This is a genomic window from Actinomadura formosensis NBRC 14204 (assembly GCF_001552155.1).
Taxonomy (GTDB): domain Bacteria; phylum Actinomycetota; class Actinomycetes; order Streptosporangiales; family Streptosporangiaceae; genus Spirillospora; species Spirillospora formosensis.
Genome location: NZ_BCQQ01000028.1, coordinates 46,724 through 61,685 on the forward strand (window position 1 = coordinate 46,724; position 14,962 = coordinate 61,685).

Annotated in this window: 15 protein-coding genes; 4 read left to right on the forward strand and 11 right to left on the reverse strand. The window is 71.6% G+C overall.

The window, feature by feature from the left end:
- Positions 1-4 precede the first annotated feature (4 nt).
- The 4 genes from AF1_RS10130 to AF1_RS10145 are packed head-to-tail and all read right to left on the reverse strand — an operon-like array spanning position 5 to position 3,871.
- Positions 5-1,084 carry a YihY/virulence factor BrkB family protein gene (locus tag AF1_RS10130; protein ID WP_084262731.1) on the reverse strand — a complete coding sequence of 360 codons (1,080 nt, stop codon included), beginning with the start codon at positions 1,082-1,084 and terminating at the stop codon, positions 5-7.
- Positions 1,085-1,137: 53 nt separating this feature from the next.
- Positions 1,138-1,755: a 2'-5' RNA ligase family protein gene (locus tag AF1_RS10135; protein WP_242608829.1), complete on the reverse strand. Its 618-nt coding sequence runs from the start codon at positions 1,753-1,755 to the stop codon at positions 1,138-1,140.
- Between the two features lie 34 nt (positions 1,756-1,789).
- Positions 1,790-2,863 (reverse strand): tryptophan--tRNA ligase, encoded by a 1,074-nt coding sequence (gene trpS / locus AF1_RS10140; protein ID WP_067795688.1) that lies wholly within the window; start codon positions 2,861-2,863, stop codon positions 1,790-1,792.
- 18 nt (positions 2,864-2,881) lie between these two features.
- Positions 2,882-3,871: a hemolysin family protein gene (locus AF1_RS10145; protein WP_067795625.1), complete on the reverse strand. Its 990-nt coding sequence runs from the start codon at positions 3,869-3,871 to the stop codon at positions 2,882-2,884.
- 83 nt (positions 3,872-3,954) lie between these two features.
- On the opposite strand from AF1_RS10145, the gene galE reads away from it, so the two are divergent.
- Both galE and galK read left to right on the forward strand, forming a co-directional pair.
- Positions 3,955-4,908, forward strand: coding sequence for a UDP-glucose 4-epimerase GalE (gene galE / locus AF1_RS10150; protein WP_067795628.1), 954 nt, complete (start codon positions 3,955-3,957; stop codon positions 4,906-4,908).
- Positions 4,905-6,065: a galactokinase gene (galK, locus tag AF1_RS10155; RefSeq protein WP_067795631.1), complete on the forward strand. Its 1,161-nt coding sequence runs from the start codon at positions 4,905-4,907 to the stop codon at positions 6,063-6,065. Before galE ends, galK begins: the two co-directional genes overlap by 4 nt.
- Here galK and AF1_RS10160 read toward each other — a convergent pair.
- Positions 6,046-8,706: a hypothetical protein gene (locus AF1_RS10160; protein ID WP_131732649.1), complete on the reverse strand. Its 2,661-nt coding sequence runs from the start codon at positions 8,704-8,706 to the stop codon at positions 6,046-6,048. The genes galK and AF1_RS10160 overlap by 20 nt on opposite strands.
- A complete protein-coding gene (locus tag AF1_RS10165) occupies positions 8,703-10,469 on the reverse strand; it encodes an HSP90 family protein (RefSeq protein ID WP_207394053.1) in 1,767 nt (588 codons plus the stop codon). Before AF1_RS10165 ends, AF1_RS10160 begins: the two co-directional genes overlap by 4 nt.
- A 162-nt stretch (positions 10,470-10,631) precedes the next feature.
- Between AF1_RS10165 and AF1_RS10170 the strand changes: the two genes are divergently transcribed.
- Positions 10,632-11,153: a hypothetical protein gene (locus tag AF1_RS10170; RefSeq protein WP_131732650.1), complete on the forward strand. Its 522-nt coding sequence runs from the start codon at positions 10,632-10,634 to the stop codon at positions 11,151-11,153.
- Between the two features lie 61 nt (positions 11,154-11,214).
- Entirely contained in the window at positions 11,215-11,640 is a 426-nt protein-coding gene (locus AF1_RS10175; protein ID WP_067795642.1) for a YbaB/EbfC family nucleoid-associated protein, read from the forward strand.
- A 6-nt stretch (positions 11,641-11,646) separates the two neighbouring features.
- Here AF1_RS10175 and AF1_RS10180 read toward each other — a convergent pair whose 3' ends face one another.
- The 5 genes from AF1_RS10180 to AF1_RS10200 all read right to left on the reverse strand — a co-directional run bounded on the left by AF1_RS10180 (position 11,647) and on the right by AF1_RS10200 (position 14,764).
- Positions 11,647-12,189 (reverse strand): hypothetical protein, encoded by a 543-nt coding sequence (locus AF1_RS10180; protein ID WP_067795646.1) that lies wholly within the window; start codon positions 12,187-12,189, stop codon positions 11,647-11,649.
- The gene (locus AF1_RS10185; protein ID WP_131732651.1) at positions 12,189-12,692 is read right to left on the reverse strand and encodes a hypothetical protein; all 504 of its coding nucleotides are present in this window, start codon (positions 12,690-12,692) and stop codon (positions 12,189-12,191) included. The genes AF1_RS10180 and AF1_RS10185 overlap by 1 nt, the downstream gene beginning before the upstream one ends.
- A 31-nt stretch (positions 12,693-12,723) precedes the next feature.
- Positions 12,724-13,266: a hypothetical protein gene (locus tag AF1_RS10190; protein WP_067795652.1), complete on the reverse strand. Its 543-nt coding sequence runs from the start codon at positions 13,264-13,266 to the stop codon at positions 12,724-12,726.
- Positions 13,266-14,240, reverse strand: coding sequence for a WXG100 family type VII secretion target (locus tag AF1_RS10195; protein ID WP_131732652.1), 975 nt, complete (start codon positions 14,238-14,240; stop codon positions 13,266-13,268). Before AF1_RS10195 ends, AF1_RS10190 begins: the two co-directional genes overlap by 1 nt.
- 62 nt (positions 14,241-14,302) lie before the next feature.
- On the reverse strand, positions 14,303-14,764 hold the full coding sequence (locus AF1_RS10200) for a hypothetical protein (RefSeq protein ID WP_131732653.1): 462 nt from the start codon (positions 14,762-14,764) through the stop codon (positions 14,303-14,305).
- Positions 14,765-14,962: the final 198 nt, after the last annotated feature.

The window sequence follows — 14,962 nt, forward strand, 5'->3', positions numbered from 1 at the left end:
GACGTCAGCGCGGGGACGGCGCCTTCCGGTGTTCCGAAGGCGCCCCCGTCCCGTTCCGGCCGGCCCCGTTCTGCTCCGCCCCGTTCTGCTCCGCCCCGTTCTGCTCCGCTTCGGCGCGCTCCTGGAGCGCTTCGGCCTCCGCACGGTCGGCGCAGTTCTCCGGATTCGTGGCGTCGGCGGTGAGGACGACCCGGCGGGTGGCCGTCCACGCGGCGGTGAACAGCGAGAACCGGGACACGATGTTGATCCACACCATCAGCCCGACCAGGACGGCGAACGTGCCGTAGACCGGGTTCTGGGTCGTCCGCCCGAGCAGCAGCGTCGCGATCTGCTTGAGGACCTCGAAGCCGACGGCGCCGAACAGCGCGCCCCGGATGATCCGCCGCCACGGCGCCCGCGTCCCCGACAGCCGGGTGAACAGCACCAGGAACACGACCGTGTCGAACACGATCGCGCAGGCCAGCGACAGCAGCCGCAGGCCCGTCCCGGCGCCGGGGACGTGCTCCAGACCGAGCCAGCCGAGGACGGTGTGCGTCGCGGACGTCGTGACCGTCGTCACCGCCACGCCGCAGATGAGGATCACGCCCAGGAAAGCCAGCACGGCCAAGTCCCACAGCCGCATCAGGAAGAAGTTGCCGCCGCCGTCCGGCTCGTTGCCCCAGATGTCGCGCAGCGATTCGCGCAGCACCTGCACCCAGCCGAGCCCGGTGAACAGCAACGCGACCAGGCCGACGACCCCGACGGCCGTCTTGGACTGGGCGATCTGCTCCACCTGGAGCTGCCCCGCGAGGCCGGGCAGCTGGGAGTTGACCGCCCGCACGAAGTAGTCGCGGGCCTGCGCGCTGACGCCGACGAGGTAGCCGAGCAGCGAGTACGCCAGCGCCAGCAGCGGGAAGAACGACAGGAAGGCGTAGCAGGTGAGGGCGGCGGCGAGCCGGTCGCCGCGCCGCTCCCGGTACCGCTCGAACGCGCGGGCCTGGTGGTCGAGCCAGCGCCAGCGGTCGCGTGCGCCCCGCAGCAGGTCTTTTCCCTCGCCGAACAGGGACTCGATCCGTCCCTGCGCCCTATTGATCACCTGCCGCATGTACGCAACGTACCCAGAGGCGCCAAGTCGATGCCGCGGACGGTAATCAACCGTTAACGTCCGGGCGATCGGTGTCCGGGCGCGGGGACGGCGCCGTCCCCGAACACGAAGTCGCACTGCCGCCGCCAGATGCCGTCCATCCCGTGCTCGTAGAGCGAGAACCCCCACGCCTGGAAGTCGGCGCCGTAGCCGGCGAGTTCCTTGAACGCGCGGTCCATGACGTCGTCGGGCAGGCGGTGGGCGATCGTGACGTGCGGGTGGTACGGGAACGGCAGCGGCCGGGACAGCGGCCCCGACATGACCTTCGCCTGGACGCGTTCGCAGCCGCCGATCCCCTCGGCGAGCGCCACGAACACGACCGGGGACACCGGCCGGAACGTTCCGCTGCCGCGCAGCCTGATCGGGAACGGGCGCTCGGTGCGGGCGACGGCGAGCAGATGCTCCTCGATGGCGTCCAGCGCGGACTCGTGCACCTCGGTCGGCGGCAGCAGCGTGATGTGCGTCGGGATCGCGTGCGCGAGGGGGTCGCCGAACGAGGCGCGCCTGGACTGCAGGAACGTCCCGTGCGGGTCGGGGATCGGGATGGCGACGCCGATCGCGCGGGCCCCGGCCGGGCGGGCGCCGGGCAGGCCCCCGACCATCGTGGTCTCGGCCGCGGAGGGGGCCCGCACCCGGCCCTCCGCGGCATCGCCTCGGGGTGAGCGGTCAGCGACCACGTCCCACGAATCCCACCCGTTCGCGCACGGTCTCCATCGTCCGCACGGCGACCTCGGAGGCGCGCCCGGCGCCCTGGGCGAGCAGCCGTTCGAGGTGCTCCTCGTCGTCCAGCAGCTTGAGCGTGCGCTCCCGGATCGGCGTGAACGTGTCGAGGACGACCTGCGCGAGGTCCTTCTTGAACTGCCCGTAGCCGGAGCCCTTGTAGCGGGCCTCCAGATCGGGGATGGACGTGCCCTCCAGCGCGGAGTAGATCCGCAGCAGGTTGGTGACGCCGGCCTTCTTCTCCTCGTCGTAGACGACCTCGGTGCCGGTGTCGGTGACCGCGCGCATGATCTTCTTGCGCATCGGTCCCGGCTCCTCCAGCACGTCGATGATCCCCTGCGGCGAGGACGCCGACTTGCTCATCTTCGCGGCCGGCTCCTGCAGGTCGGTGATCTTCGCGGCGCCCTCGGGGATGTGGGCGTCCGGCAGCACGAACGTCTCCCCGAAGCGGTGGTTGAACCGCTGCGCGAGCGTGCGGGTCAGCTCCAGGTGCTGCCGCTGGTCCTCCCCCACCGGGACGCGCAGCGGGCGCCCGGCGACCGGTTCGGGGGTGTAGAGCAGGATGTCGGCGGCCTGCAGGATCGGGTAGGTGAACAGGCCGACGCTCGTCCCGGACGTGCCCTGCTTGGACGACTTGTCCTTGAACTGGGTCATGCGTCCGGCCTCGCCGAACCCGGTGAGGCAGCCCAGTATCCACGCCAGCTCGGCGTGCTCGGGGACGTGGCTCTGCACGAACACCGTGGCGCGGGCGGGGTCCACGCCCATCGCGAACAGCTGCGCGGCGGCGACCTTCGTGCGGCGGCGCAGCTGCGCGGGATCCTGCTCGACGGTGATCGCGTGCAGGTCGACCACGCAGTAGAACGCCTCGTGCGTGTCCTGCATCGCGACCCACTGCCGGAGCGCGCCCAGATAGTTGCCGAGGTGGAACGAGTCGGCGGTGGGCTGGATGCCGGAGAACACCCGCGGCGGGGCCGCGGTGGTTCCGGCGTCGGACGCTTCGGGGTTGGGCGCTTCGGGCATCTGCACGGACCGATTCTCTCAGGTGTCACCGGAGGCTCCGCCGCCCACGGCCCGCCCGCTGGAAGGGCCGGCGACGGCGTCGCCGAGCACCGCCCGCGGGGTCGCGGACGGCGTGCCGGGCGGCACCGGTACGGCCTGCGGCATCGCCCGGGGCATGACGCGCACGCGGGCCACCCGCCGGCCGTCCATCCGGGCCACCGCGAGCCGGCGGCCCGCGACCTCCACCGAGTCGCCCTCGGCGGGGACCCGGCGCAGTACCGCCATGATGTGCCCGGCGACCGTCTCGTACGGGCCGGCGGGCAGCCGGATGCCGGTCTCGGCGGCGAAGTCGTCCAGGTTGAGCAGGCCGTCGACCTCGACAACCCCGCCGTGCAGGCGCCGTGCCTGCGCGTCCTGCACATCATATTCGTCGCGGATGTCCCCGATGAGCTCCTCCACGAGGTCCTCCAGGGTCACGATTCCCGCCACGCCGCCGTACTCGTCCATGACGATCGCCAGGTGGCAGCCCTCGCGGCGCATCTCCGACAGGGCGGGCAGCACCCGTTTGGAGGACGGAAGGAACTTCACGGGGCGCACCAGCTCGCCCACCGGGGCATCGCGCTCCGGCGGGTCCGGGGCCAGCAGGTCACGGATGTGGACGAATCCGACGACCTCGTCGTGGGAGTCGCGGCAGACGGGGAACCGGGAGTGCGGGCTCGCGGCCGCCAGCCGGGCCGCCTCGGCCAGCGCGAGCGCCGCGTCCAGGAACACCACCTCGGTGCGCGGGACCAGGACCTCGCGCAGCGGCCGCTCCCCCGCCGCGAACACCTCCCCGATCAGCGTCCGCTCGTCCGCGGTGAGCTGGGTGTTCCCGGCCACCAGCGCCCGCATCCGCTCCGCGGTGATCTCCTCGCGCAGCGCCTCCGGGTCGCCGCCCGACAGCCGCACGACGAGGTCGGTCGATCTCGACAGCAGCCACACCAGGGGCCGCGCGAGGGCGCCCGGCGGCAGGGACGGCGTGCGGTCCATACGTTCACCCTTCCCCGTCCGCGGTTCCGGATAGCCTGGACGCACCCCGCCCGGCCCGAGAGTCCCATCATGGAGGTCCGTCAGTGAAGCTGCTCGTCACCGGAGGCGCCGGCTACATCGGCAGCGTCGTCTCCGCTCTGCTCCTGGAGGCGGGGCACGAGGTCGTCGTGCTGGACGACCTGTCCACCGGCCACGAGGACGCGGTGCCCGAAGGCGCCAGGCTGGTGCGCGGCACGCTGCGCGACACGGCCGCCGACCTGCTCGCCGGAGCCGGGTTCGACGCCGTGCTGCACTTCGCCGCCAAGTCCCTCGTCGGCGAGTCGGTGGAGAAGCCCGGCCTGTACTGGGACAAGAACCTCGGCGAGTCGCTGGCACTGCTGGACGCGATGCGCCGCGCCGGCGTCCCCCGGATCGTGTTCTCCTCCACCGCCGCGACGTACGGGGAGCCGGAGTCGACGCCGATCCTGGAGACCGACCCGACCCGTCCGACCAACCCCTACGGCGCGTCCAAGCTGGCGATCGACACGGCGCTGGCCGAGTACGCGCGGCTGCACGGCATCGGCGGCGTGTCGCTGCGGTACTTCAACGTGGCGGGCGCCTACGGGCGGCTCGGCGAGCGGCACACCGTCGAGACCCACCTGATCCCGAACGTGCTGAAGATCGCGCAGGGCGACGGCGCGGCGGTGAAGCTGTTCGGCGACGACTACCCGACGCCGGACGGCACCTGCGTCCGCGACTACGTCCACGTGGTCGACCTCGGCCGCGCCCACCTGCTGGCGCTGGACGCCTGCGCGCCGGGCACGCACCAGATCTTCAACCTGGGCTGCGGCAGCGGCTACTCCGTCCGCGAGGTCGTCGAGGCGTGCCGCGAGGTCACCGGCCGCGACATCCCGGCCGAGGTCGTGCCGCGCCGGCCCGGCGACCCGGCCGCGCTGATCGCCTCGTCGGAGAAGATCCAGGCCGAACTCGGCTGGAAGCCCGAGCGCGACCTGCGCACGATGATCGGCGACGCGTGGACGTTCCTGCGCTCGCGATGACCGAGGGAATCACCGAGGCGTTCACCCGGGCGTTCGGGCGCGCGCCGGACGGCGTCTGGCGCGCGCCCGGCCGGGTCAACCTGATCGGCGAGCACACCGACTACAACGACGGGTTCGTGCTGCCGTTCGCACCGTCGCTCGGGGTCTCGGTGGCCGCCGCCCGGCGGGACGACGGCGTGATCGAGGTGCGGTCGCGGCAGGCCGCCACCGCCGTCGCCGCGCCCGTGGACGGCCCGCCGGTCGTCTCCGAGGGCTGGCCCGCCGAGCGCGGCTGGGCGGCGTATCCGGTCGGGGTGGCGCGGGTGCTGCGCGAGCACGGGACGGGCGGCGCGTCCCTGCTGTTCGATTCCGACCTGCCGCAGGGGGCGGGGCTGTCGTCGTCCGCCGCGCTGGAATGCGCGACGGCGCTGGCGCTCTGCGAGCTGCACGGCGTCGAGATCGACCGCCCGGCGCTGGCGCGGCTGACGCAGCGCGCGGAGAACGAGCAGGTCGGCATGCCGTGCGGGCTGATGGACCAGTCGGCGTCCCTGCTGTGCACGGCCGGGCACGCGCTGATGCTGGACTGCCGGAGCGGGCTGTCCGCGCAGGTGCCGTTCGATCCGGCCGCGGCCGGGCTGACGCTCCTGGTCGTGGACACGCGCGCGTCGCACGCGCTGACCAGCGGCGAGTACGGCCGCCGCCGCGCCGAATGCGAGGAGGCGGCGGCGCTGCTGGGCGTCGACGCCCTCCGCGACGTCAAGGATCTGGCCGGGGCGCTGGCGAGGTTGCGCGATCCCGTGCTGCGCCGGCGCGTCCAGCACGTCGTCACCGAGAACCACCGCGTCGAGGCGAGCGTCGGCCTGCTGCGCGCGGGCGCCCTGCCGGAGTTCGGCGGGATGCTGAACGCGTCGCACCTGTCGCTGCGGGACCAGTTCGAGGTGTCGTGGCCCGAGGCCGACGTCACCGTGGACACGGCGCTGCGGGCGGGCGCCCGCGGCGGCCGGATGGTGGGCGGCGGCTTCGGCGGCTCCGTGATCGTCCTGACGGCCGCCTCCCGCGCCGGGCAGGTGCGGGAGGCGATCATCGCCGCCTACGCCGGCCGCGGCTGGACGCCGCCGGAGTTCCTGGAGGCGGTTCCGTCGGACGGGGCGCGGCGCGTCAGCCGAGCGCGGCCCTGATGTCCTCCAGGAGGCGGGTGGCGTCCTCGGCCGGGGCGGTCTGGTCGATGGCGGTGAAACCGTCCACGGCGGCGGACGCGTGCGAGGCGGCCTCGTCGAGGCGGCCCACCTGGGCCAGGACGCGGGCCTGCTCGAAGGAGGTCAGGGCGGTCTCCCAGACGCGGGTCGGCTCGTCGTCCGGCGGCAGGCCGGCCAGCGCCGCGCGGGCCGTGTCCATCGCGGTCACCGCCTCGTCCGCGTTGCCGCTCCACATCAGGCACATCGCGGCCCGGCGGCGGGTGCGGGCCACGCCGTAGGGGTCGCCGGCCTTCTCGCACGCCTCGGCGGCCTGGGCGTACCGTTCGGCGGCCGGGGCGTCCATGTCGAGACCCGTCAGGACGTCGGCGGCCTCGGTGAAAAAGTGCGCGGCGGCGTCGTGCCGGCCGGCCTGCCCGGCCTCCTCGGCGAGGGCGGTGAACAGCGTGGCGGCGTCCTTCTCGCCCAGCCGCTTCTGCGCGTGCGCGAGGATGAGGCGGCAGCGCCGCGCGGCGTCGTCGTCGAGGTTCGGCAGCGCCTCCTCGGCGGCCTCCGCCGCCTCCAGGGCCCGGTCCGTGGACAGGTAGGCGGCGGCGAGATCCACCCGGAGGTGGACGGCCTGCTCGTGCAGGCCCTCGGCCGCCCATCCCGCGACGCCCTCCACCAGGTCGGCGGCGGCGTCGGCCGGGCGGTCCACGGCGAGGAACGCCAGGCCGCGCTCGGAGTACGCCGCGGCGCGCATCGGCGAGGCGTCGCGCAGCGCGGCGATCACCTCGTCCAGCAGGGCGAACGTCTCCTCGTCCGGGCCGCTGTCCCGCCGCGCCAGCGTCCGGGCCAGCAGCAGCGCGGGCGCGGCGACCAGCTCGGGATCGCCGGACGCTCGCGCCGCCGCCACCGAACGGCGCAGCGCCGCCACCGCCTCGCCGGCCCGATCGGCCAGCAGGAACGCCTGCCCCCGCAGGAACCACAGCTCGCCGACGCGGTCGGGCGCCTCGTCCGGGACGACCTGGTCCAGTGCGGCGAGGGCCTCGGCGGGATGCTCCAGCCTGATGTGCGCGGTCGCGAGGCGGAGCAGCGCGGCCGCGGCGTCGCCGTCCTCCCCCGGATGCGCGGTCAGGTGCCGGGCCGCGGCGCTCACCTGCTCCAGGCCGCCCTCGTCGCCGAGGTCGACGCGTGCCATGCCGAGCCGGCCGAGCGTGCGGTGCCGGCGCGTCTCGTCGCCCAGCTCACCGAACAGCCGGGCCGCCTCCTCCCAGCACGCGACCGCGCTCGGCCCGTCGCCGGCCACGGCGTGCTCGACGCCCCGGCCGTCCAGGCGGCGGGCCTTCTGCAGCGGCGTCGGCTCGGTCTTCCCGGCGAGGACGTCGAACCGCCGCCACGCCGCCAGCACCCGCGGGATGTCGCCGCCCGTGCGGCGCTCGTCGGCGATGCCGAGGAGTTCGTCGAGGTCGTCCACGCGGGCGAGGTCGTCGTCCTGCGGGACGGGCGGCGGCACGGGAGCCGGGGCCTGCTCCGGACGGCGATGGTGGGCGGCCAGCGGGACGAAGCCCGCGACCGGCTCGGCCGCCAGCGTGGCACGCACCTTGTCGCCCTGGTGGGACGTGCCGTTGCGGGCGTCGAACCGGTCCGCCAGCGCCGTCGCGCGGTCCGCCAGCTCGGCGTGCAGGTCGGCCACCGGCACGTCGGCGGCCGGGCGGCCGTCCGCGGCGGGACGCCGGACCGTCGCCGCGCCGTGCCCGGCCGCCGCGACCCGGCGGAGGACGAGAGCCGCGGCGGCGCAGAAGTCCATGTCCGCGTGCGCGCTCGGTGCCCGGTCCAGCCAGCCGAGATGCCGCTGCAGGATCTCCAGCCCGCGCGCCTCGTTGCCGGTGACCGCGCAGAACTCCAGGTGCTCGGCGATGTCGCTGAGGTCGGCCAGCCGGGACCGGTGCACCCGGTAGGCGCGGCGGTGCGCGTCGGCGGCCTGCTCGGCGCGGTCCGTCCGCAGGTACACCGGCAGCAGCGCGGTCTGGATGGACTGCGGCTGCTCGTTGCACGACAGCCGCGAGCTCAGCACCGGCGCGGCGATCTCGAACGCCTCCTCGTGGCGTCCGGCCTCCACGAGGTGGCGGACCATGCCGGTCGGGTCGCAGCCCTCGCAGTCCGACAGCTCGTCGCGCTCGGCCGCGCGCCACTTGAGGTACCACTCGTCGGCGGACCCGTCCCCGACGTGCCGCGCCACCACGTTCCGGTAGTGATACACCGCCTGAAGGCTGTGCCCACCCGCCTTGTAGCGCCGCTCCATGTCGTCCAGGACGGCGTAGGTGCGGTCGAGCGGGATCTCGGGGAACAGGGTGAGGGAACTGACGACCGCCTTCATCTGCCACAGCAGGCCGTGCGCGTCGTCGAACCGGCCCGGGTCGCGGTCATGGTCGGCCAGCGTCCGGCTGAACGTCGCGAACGCCTTCGCGGGCTCGCCGCCGTACCGGTAGGCGTCCGTCAGGCGGACCCTCACGTGGAACGCCAGCACCTCGTCACCGGCCGCCTCCGCGCGGCGCAGCGCGTCCTCGACCAGGACGGTGCGGGCCTCCCCGTAGGGCAGTTCCTGCGACCGCGCCATCAGCGTATATACGTCGTCCGTGCTCATTCGGGGGCCTCCGGGGAGTGGACGGCCCACTCCAGCAGGCCGATGAAGGAACGGTTCAGCACCGCCGTGTCGGCGGGCCGCAGCGGATGGTGGCCGAGCAGCAGCGCCTGCCCGTACAAGGCTTGGACGGCCAGTTCGACGGGCCCGTCATCGCCGAGCGAGGTGACCCGCCGGGCCAGCGGATTGCGGTGGTTCAGCACCAGTTGCGGGCGTTCGACGCCGGCGGTGGCGTTGACGGCGCCGAGCACGTCCGCCCACAGCTCGCCGGCCTCCTCCCGCGCCCGCGTCAGCTCCTCGCGGAACTGCGCGTCCCGGCCGGTCAGGTACAGCGCGGGCAGCGACGCGGGATCGAACTCGCGGACGACCACCTCGCAGCCCAGCCGCTCCACCGCCCGCTGCGCCGCCGCCAGGAACGGCCGCAGCGCCAGCTCCGCCGCCGGGTCGAGGACCCCGAACGTGGTGGTCAGCTCCGCCGCGTCCAGCCGGGCCAGCCGGATGCCGGGGTCCAGGTCGGGCAGCCGTTCGATGATCTCCGTGTCGTGGACGTAGCCGCCGTTGACCAGCCCGACGCCCTGCGCGCCCGCGACCGCCGACAGCCGGCGGAACTCCTCCACGCTCGCGGTGAACCGGCCGTCCGGATGCCGGCGGCGGAACTCGTGCAGCGTCATCGGCCCGGCGGACGTCTCGTACTCCAGCCAGCGGTCCACGATCCGCAGCATGTCGTCGTCGTGCAGCGCCATCGCCTTCACGCCGAGCTGATGCAGCCGCAGGAACGCCCGCAGCCGCGCCGGGTCGGTCTCGGCCAGCTTCACCAGCCACTGCCGCAGCACGTCACCGAGGCCCTGCCGGGTGGATTCGAGCAGCTCGTCCTCGTACAGGGCCTCGCGGCTCGCGGTCGGGCGCAGCTCCCCCGCGTCCACGACGCAGCGGGCGAAGAACGCCCATTCGGGCAGGAGGCCCGCCACGCTCTCGGCCAGCAGCATCCGCTTGAGGTAGACGCGGTGGGCACCGCGCGCGGTCGGCGAGACCGGCTCCGGCAGGACGAACGCGACACCCGTCAGCCCCGCCTCCGGCACGTCGAGATCAACCACGTCGAACGGCGTGAACCCGTAAAGCTCCTCGCAGTACCGCTCCAGCGCCCGCCGCCGCGCGGCCGGATCCCGGTAGGACGCCCGCCACGGCGGCCCCTCCCCGGTCACGGGGACGCCGTCCACGATGAGATCGACCGGGAGGAGCGACCCGTAGGTGCGAGCGAGCTCGGCCACGACCGGCGGGCTGAGCAACTCGGCCGCCCCCGGACGCGCCCGCAGCGTCACCGTCGTGCCCGGCGTGCCGCGTTCAGCGGGTTCGACCTGGTAGCTGCCCTCGGACCGGCCCGTCCACCGGACCGCGCCGCCGCCCTTCGCGGACCGCGTCACGACCTCGATCTCGTCCGCGACCAGGAACGCCGACAGCAGCCCGATCCCGAACTGGCCGAGGAAGTCGTGCCGCGCGAACCCCAGCTCGTCCCGCTTGGACGACCGTCCGATCGTCGCGAGCAGCGTATGGACCTCGTCTTCGGTCAGCCCGACCCCGTCATCGTGGACCCGCAGCATCCCGCCACCGGTCTCGATCTCGACCCGGCCGCCTTCACCCCGCGCGGTGATCGCGTCCACCGCGTTCTGCAGCAACTCACGCAGGTACACGCGCGGGCTCGCGTAGAGATGGCGGCTCAGCAGATCCACCACCCCGCGCAGATCCACCTGGAATGCCTGTTCCGCCACCATCCGCCTCCTGATCACCATTTGGGCGATCACACCCTAACGAGCGGCAGGGACAGGACGTCCGGCTTTTCCGCCTTCGCCCGGCACGCCGGGCGAAGGCCACTATGCTCGGTCGCCGACCCGGATGATCGGGGCATGGACGGGCCGACCCGAAGGCGGACGATGACCTCCCAGGAGACCGACCGGCGTCAATTCCTGATGACCAGCGACAAGTTCGTGGATTGGAGGGGGAGCGAGTTCGCGGTCATCGAACGTCCGCGGTGGTCCTTCCGCGACCTGTTCCGATCCTCCGCCCAGGAGGTACGGGTCGTGTCCCCGGACGGAACCCTGCTGTTCCGGATGCCGTCGCAGCGGACGCGGGACATCGATCTCCTCTGGATCGAGGACGGCTCCGGTGCCCGGATCGCGACCTTGCAGCGCACCGGCCGGGAGGTCATGACCGCGAACCTGTTCCAGGCAGCCGACGCGCATGCGGAGCCCTTCGGCACCATCAAGGGCGACCCCACCTACACCGCCTTCGAGGTTATGGACTCACGGAACATGCCCATCGGACACGTCTCGACCAGCGGCGGCATGACGACGATCCAGTGCCCCGACGACAGCGAACGCTGGCGGTTCCTCCTCATGGGCCTGGCGATAGCGGCCGAGGTCGCCTGCGAACTCCAGGCCCAGCGCACCCCGTAACCGGCATACTCGAAGGTCGGCCGGCGCCGGCCCCTGCTCCCACGACGAAACGAGAGGCTTCATGGTCTTCGATCTCGGTGCGCTGGCCGACAGCGCCCAGCAGTTCGCCGCCAACTCCGAGGATCTGCGGCGCCGGATCGATGAACTGGAGACAGAGGCCGAGTCCGCCGACGGCCGGGTGAAGGCCCGCTGGACCAGCGCGGGCCTGGCCGGCGTCGACCTCGACCCGAGGGCGCTGCGCATGGCCGCCGCCGACCTCGGCGAGCTGATCACCGAGACCGTGCAGGACGCCCAGCGGAAGTTCGAACGCCAGGCGGCCGAGCTGACAACCGACTCGTTCGGGCCGAACGGCGACCCGATGGCGGCACCGCCCAGCGCGGAGGAGGCCGCCGCCTTCATCACCGACATGCACTCGACCTTCGAGGGCACGCTCCAGGAGACCACCGCGATCATCGACAACATGCGGCGGGCCTTCCAGCAACGCTGACGCATGTCAGTAACGACGGGGCTGATCCTCCCAGGTCCCCGCACCCGTCTCCTCAACGAACCGGCGGAGCCGCCACAAATCCTCCAGGCTAAGAGAGCCGTCTCCTTCGCCATCCTCGATGATCGCGAGCAGGAGACGCCCCGGAATCTCCTCCATGCCCCGGATCAGCCTCGGCGGCTCGTAGGAACCCTCCTTGCTGTAACGCAGCCTCAGCGACACCGCCCCACCATCCCCCGGGTCAACGACCTCGAACCGCCCGAACCGCTCGGCCGGAAGGATCTGCGCGGGCTTCTTGCCCCTCGTCACGACCAGGCCCCGAGCATCGATGTAAACGATGAATTCGTTCCCGGGCAGGAGCGGGTAGACGCCCAGCAGCAACAACGCGGCAATCAGGACCGCCAGGACGGCGAGCACGAAGCGCCAGCCATTGTCCACTGCCACCGTCCCCCACGTGCACAAGGCGCACAGAAAGGCCAAGAGGGCGAGGATCCTCGGCGCATCCTGCTTCGGGTCCCGGAGGACGACCCTGAAATCCTCGGGAGCGGTCATCAGCCGAGCTCCTTACCTGTGTCGGCCGGGATCGGATTCGTCCGCTTGACGTAATCGTCCCCGTACCCCTCGCTGCCGGTAAGCGAGGTGATCCCCTTGTTAACCCACGGCGCCCCCGGGTTCAGGATGCCGTCCGGGGCGTAGGGAACACCGGTGTCCCAAGCCCCCTTGGCGCCACCGAGGCCGGACCAGAGCCACTTGTACTTCTGCGGAAGCCGCTGCATCGAGAGGCGGAACTTCCCGTACCCCGTACCGCCGAAAGCCCTGCCACGCATGAACTGCCCCGTGATCTTCTGCTCAATGAGAGCGAGCCGACTAATGGCCACATCATCCGCGCTGCGGACAGTCGCCTCAAAGAAATCCGGATAGGCATGGGTGTTACCGGTGAGCATCTGACCGACCACACCGACCCCGGTAGCGGCGACGGCCGCCGCCTTCGTCACCGACATGCACTCGACCTTCGAGGGCACGCTCCAGGAGACCACCGCGATCATCGACAACATGCGGCGGGCCTTCCAGCAAAGCTGACACATGTCAGTAACGGCGGGGCTGATCCTCCCACGTGCCCGCCCCCATCTCCTCAACGAACCGGCGGAGCCGCCACAGATCCTCCAGGCTGAGAGAACCGCCCCCCTCACCGTCCTTGATCATCGCGAGGTGAAGGCGCCCCGGAATCTCCTCCATGGCCTGGATCGCCCTCGGCGGCTCGTAGGAGCCCTCCTTGCTGTAGCGCAGCCTCAGCGTCACCGCCCCGCCGTCCCCCGGGTCAACGACCTCGAACCGCCCGAACCGCTCGGCCGGAAGGATCTGCTCAGGCTTCTTGTTCCTCCTCACGACCAGGCCCCGAGCGTCGATGTATGTGAGGTACTCGGCACCGCGCAAGAGCTGGACGACGACCAGCAGAAGCACCACGGCGAGCAGCACCGCCAGCACGGCCAGCACGAAGCGCCAGCCATTGTCCACCGCTACCGCCCCCCACGTGCACAAGGCGCACAGAAACGCCATCATGCAGAGCATCGTCGGCGTCCCCTGCCTCGCATCCCGAAGGACGACCCTGAAATCCTCGGGAGCTGTCATCAGTCGAGCTCCTTACCTGTGTCGGCCGGGATCGGATTCGTCCGCTTGACGTAATCGTCCCCATATCCCTCGCTGCCAGTGAGCGAGGTAATCCCCTTGTTAACCCACGGCGCCCCTGGGTTCAGGATGCCGTCCGGGGTATAGGGAACACCTGTGTCCCAGGCCCCCTTGGCGCCACCGAGGCCAGACCAGAGCCGCTTGTACTTCTGCGGAAGCCGAACCATGGGCAGGCGGAACTTCCCGTACCCCGTACCGCCGAAAGCCCTGCCACGCATGAACTGCCCCGTGATCTTCTGCTCAATGAGAGCAAGTCGGCCGATGGCCACATCATCGGCACTGCGAACAGTCGCCTCAAAGAAGTCCGGGTAGGCATGGGTGTTACCGGTGAGCATCTGGCCGACCACATCGACCCCGGTGGCGGCGGCGATGGCCGCCGCACACGCCGAACCCGCCTTCTCCAGCGCCATCTCACCCATGCGGAGGATCTGTCGCACGGACTGCGCGGCCTGCCTCGCTCCCATCTCCGCCGCCTCCAACTGCGCCTCGCCGACTCCCAGCACCCACACAAAGGCCCGTGCAATGAGCACCCATACGGCGAAGACCACGAGGACGAACGCGCACACCAGCATCATCATGATGAACATGGCGATCAGCAGCGCCATGATCGTGAGCACGATGAACATGACGAACGCGTACGCGAACGCCAGCATCAACTGGTTGGCGTAGTCGTTCATCTTCTTCTCGAAGGCGTCCCGATCCTTGCCGGTCCAGCTGTCCTCCGGCAGCGAGCGCAACTCGTCATCGATCCGGTCGCGCGCTGCCTTGATCTTGTCAACGGCCTTCTTCCAGTCCTCCGCCGCATCCCAGAGCTGCGCAGGATCCGACTGCGCCATGTACATGACCGAGACCGACGGCCACGCCGAAGGGATCACGAAGGCGGCCGCCGTCGAGAGGTCTAAAGCGATCTTGGCCATCTCGGCCAGGTTGTCCATTCCACTGGGAGCCATGGGGATCCGCCTCCGCTCAGACCGAAGACCTACTGCGTCTTCGGCGCGCTCTTCTCCTCCGCCATCTTCATGATCTTGGCTGTCGTGTTCAGCCCGCCCTGGAATTCCTTGAGCTGGCGCAGCTTGGTCACCAGATCGACGTCCGCGTACTCCGTGCCCTGCACGTACGCGTGCGCCAGATGGGCGCAGAACGTCGTGAACGCGCCCGCCTCGACCTCGCGTGGGGCACCGTTCACGTGGCGGCGCGCCTGGCTCAGGTCGTCCCCCAACTTGGCGATGAGCTCGTTGCCCAGCCGCACGATGTCGTCCGGTTTGAAGCGCACCTCGCCCGACCCCGTGGAGACCGGCATGTTCCCGAACGGCGACTTCGGCGGCACCGGCCTCATGGACGGCTGCGCGCCGCCCGGCGGCTGGGAGCCCGGCGTGGAGGGCGCGGGCGCATGGTTGGTCTGCGTTCCCAGTGCCTGCGCGACCCGGTTCGGATGACTCAATACGATCTCCACTCCAGACACACGAACGGTCACCAGTCAGTCAGGCAGCGGTCAGCAAGACTAACGGGCTTCCGCCCCGCCCCGCCCCGCCCCCACAAGGAATGCGCACATTTGTAACGAGCCCCGGACGATCTCCCACTTGTCGGCTCTCGTGGTGACCGGGAAGGACGAGATCAGGCCGTCGGGGACCCATAGGAG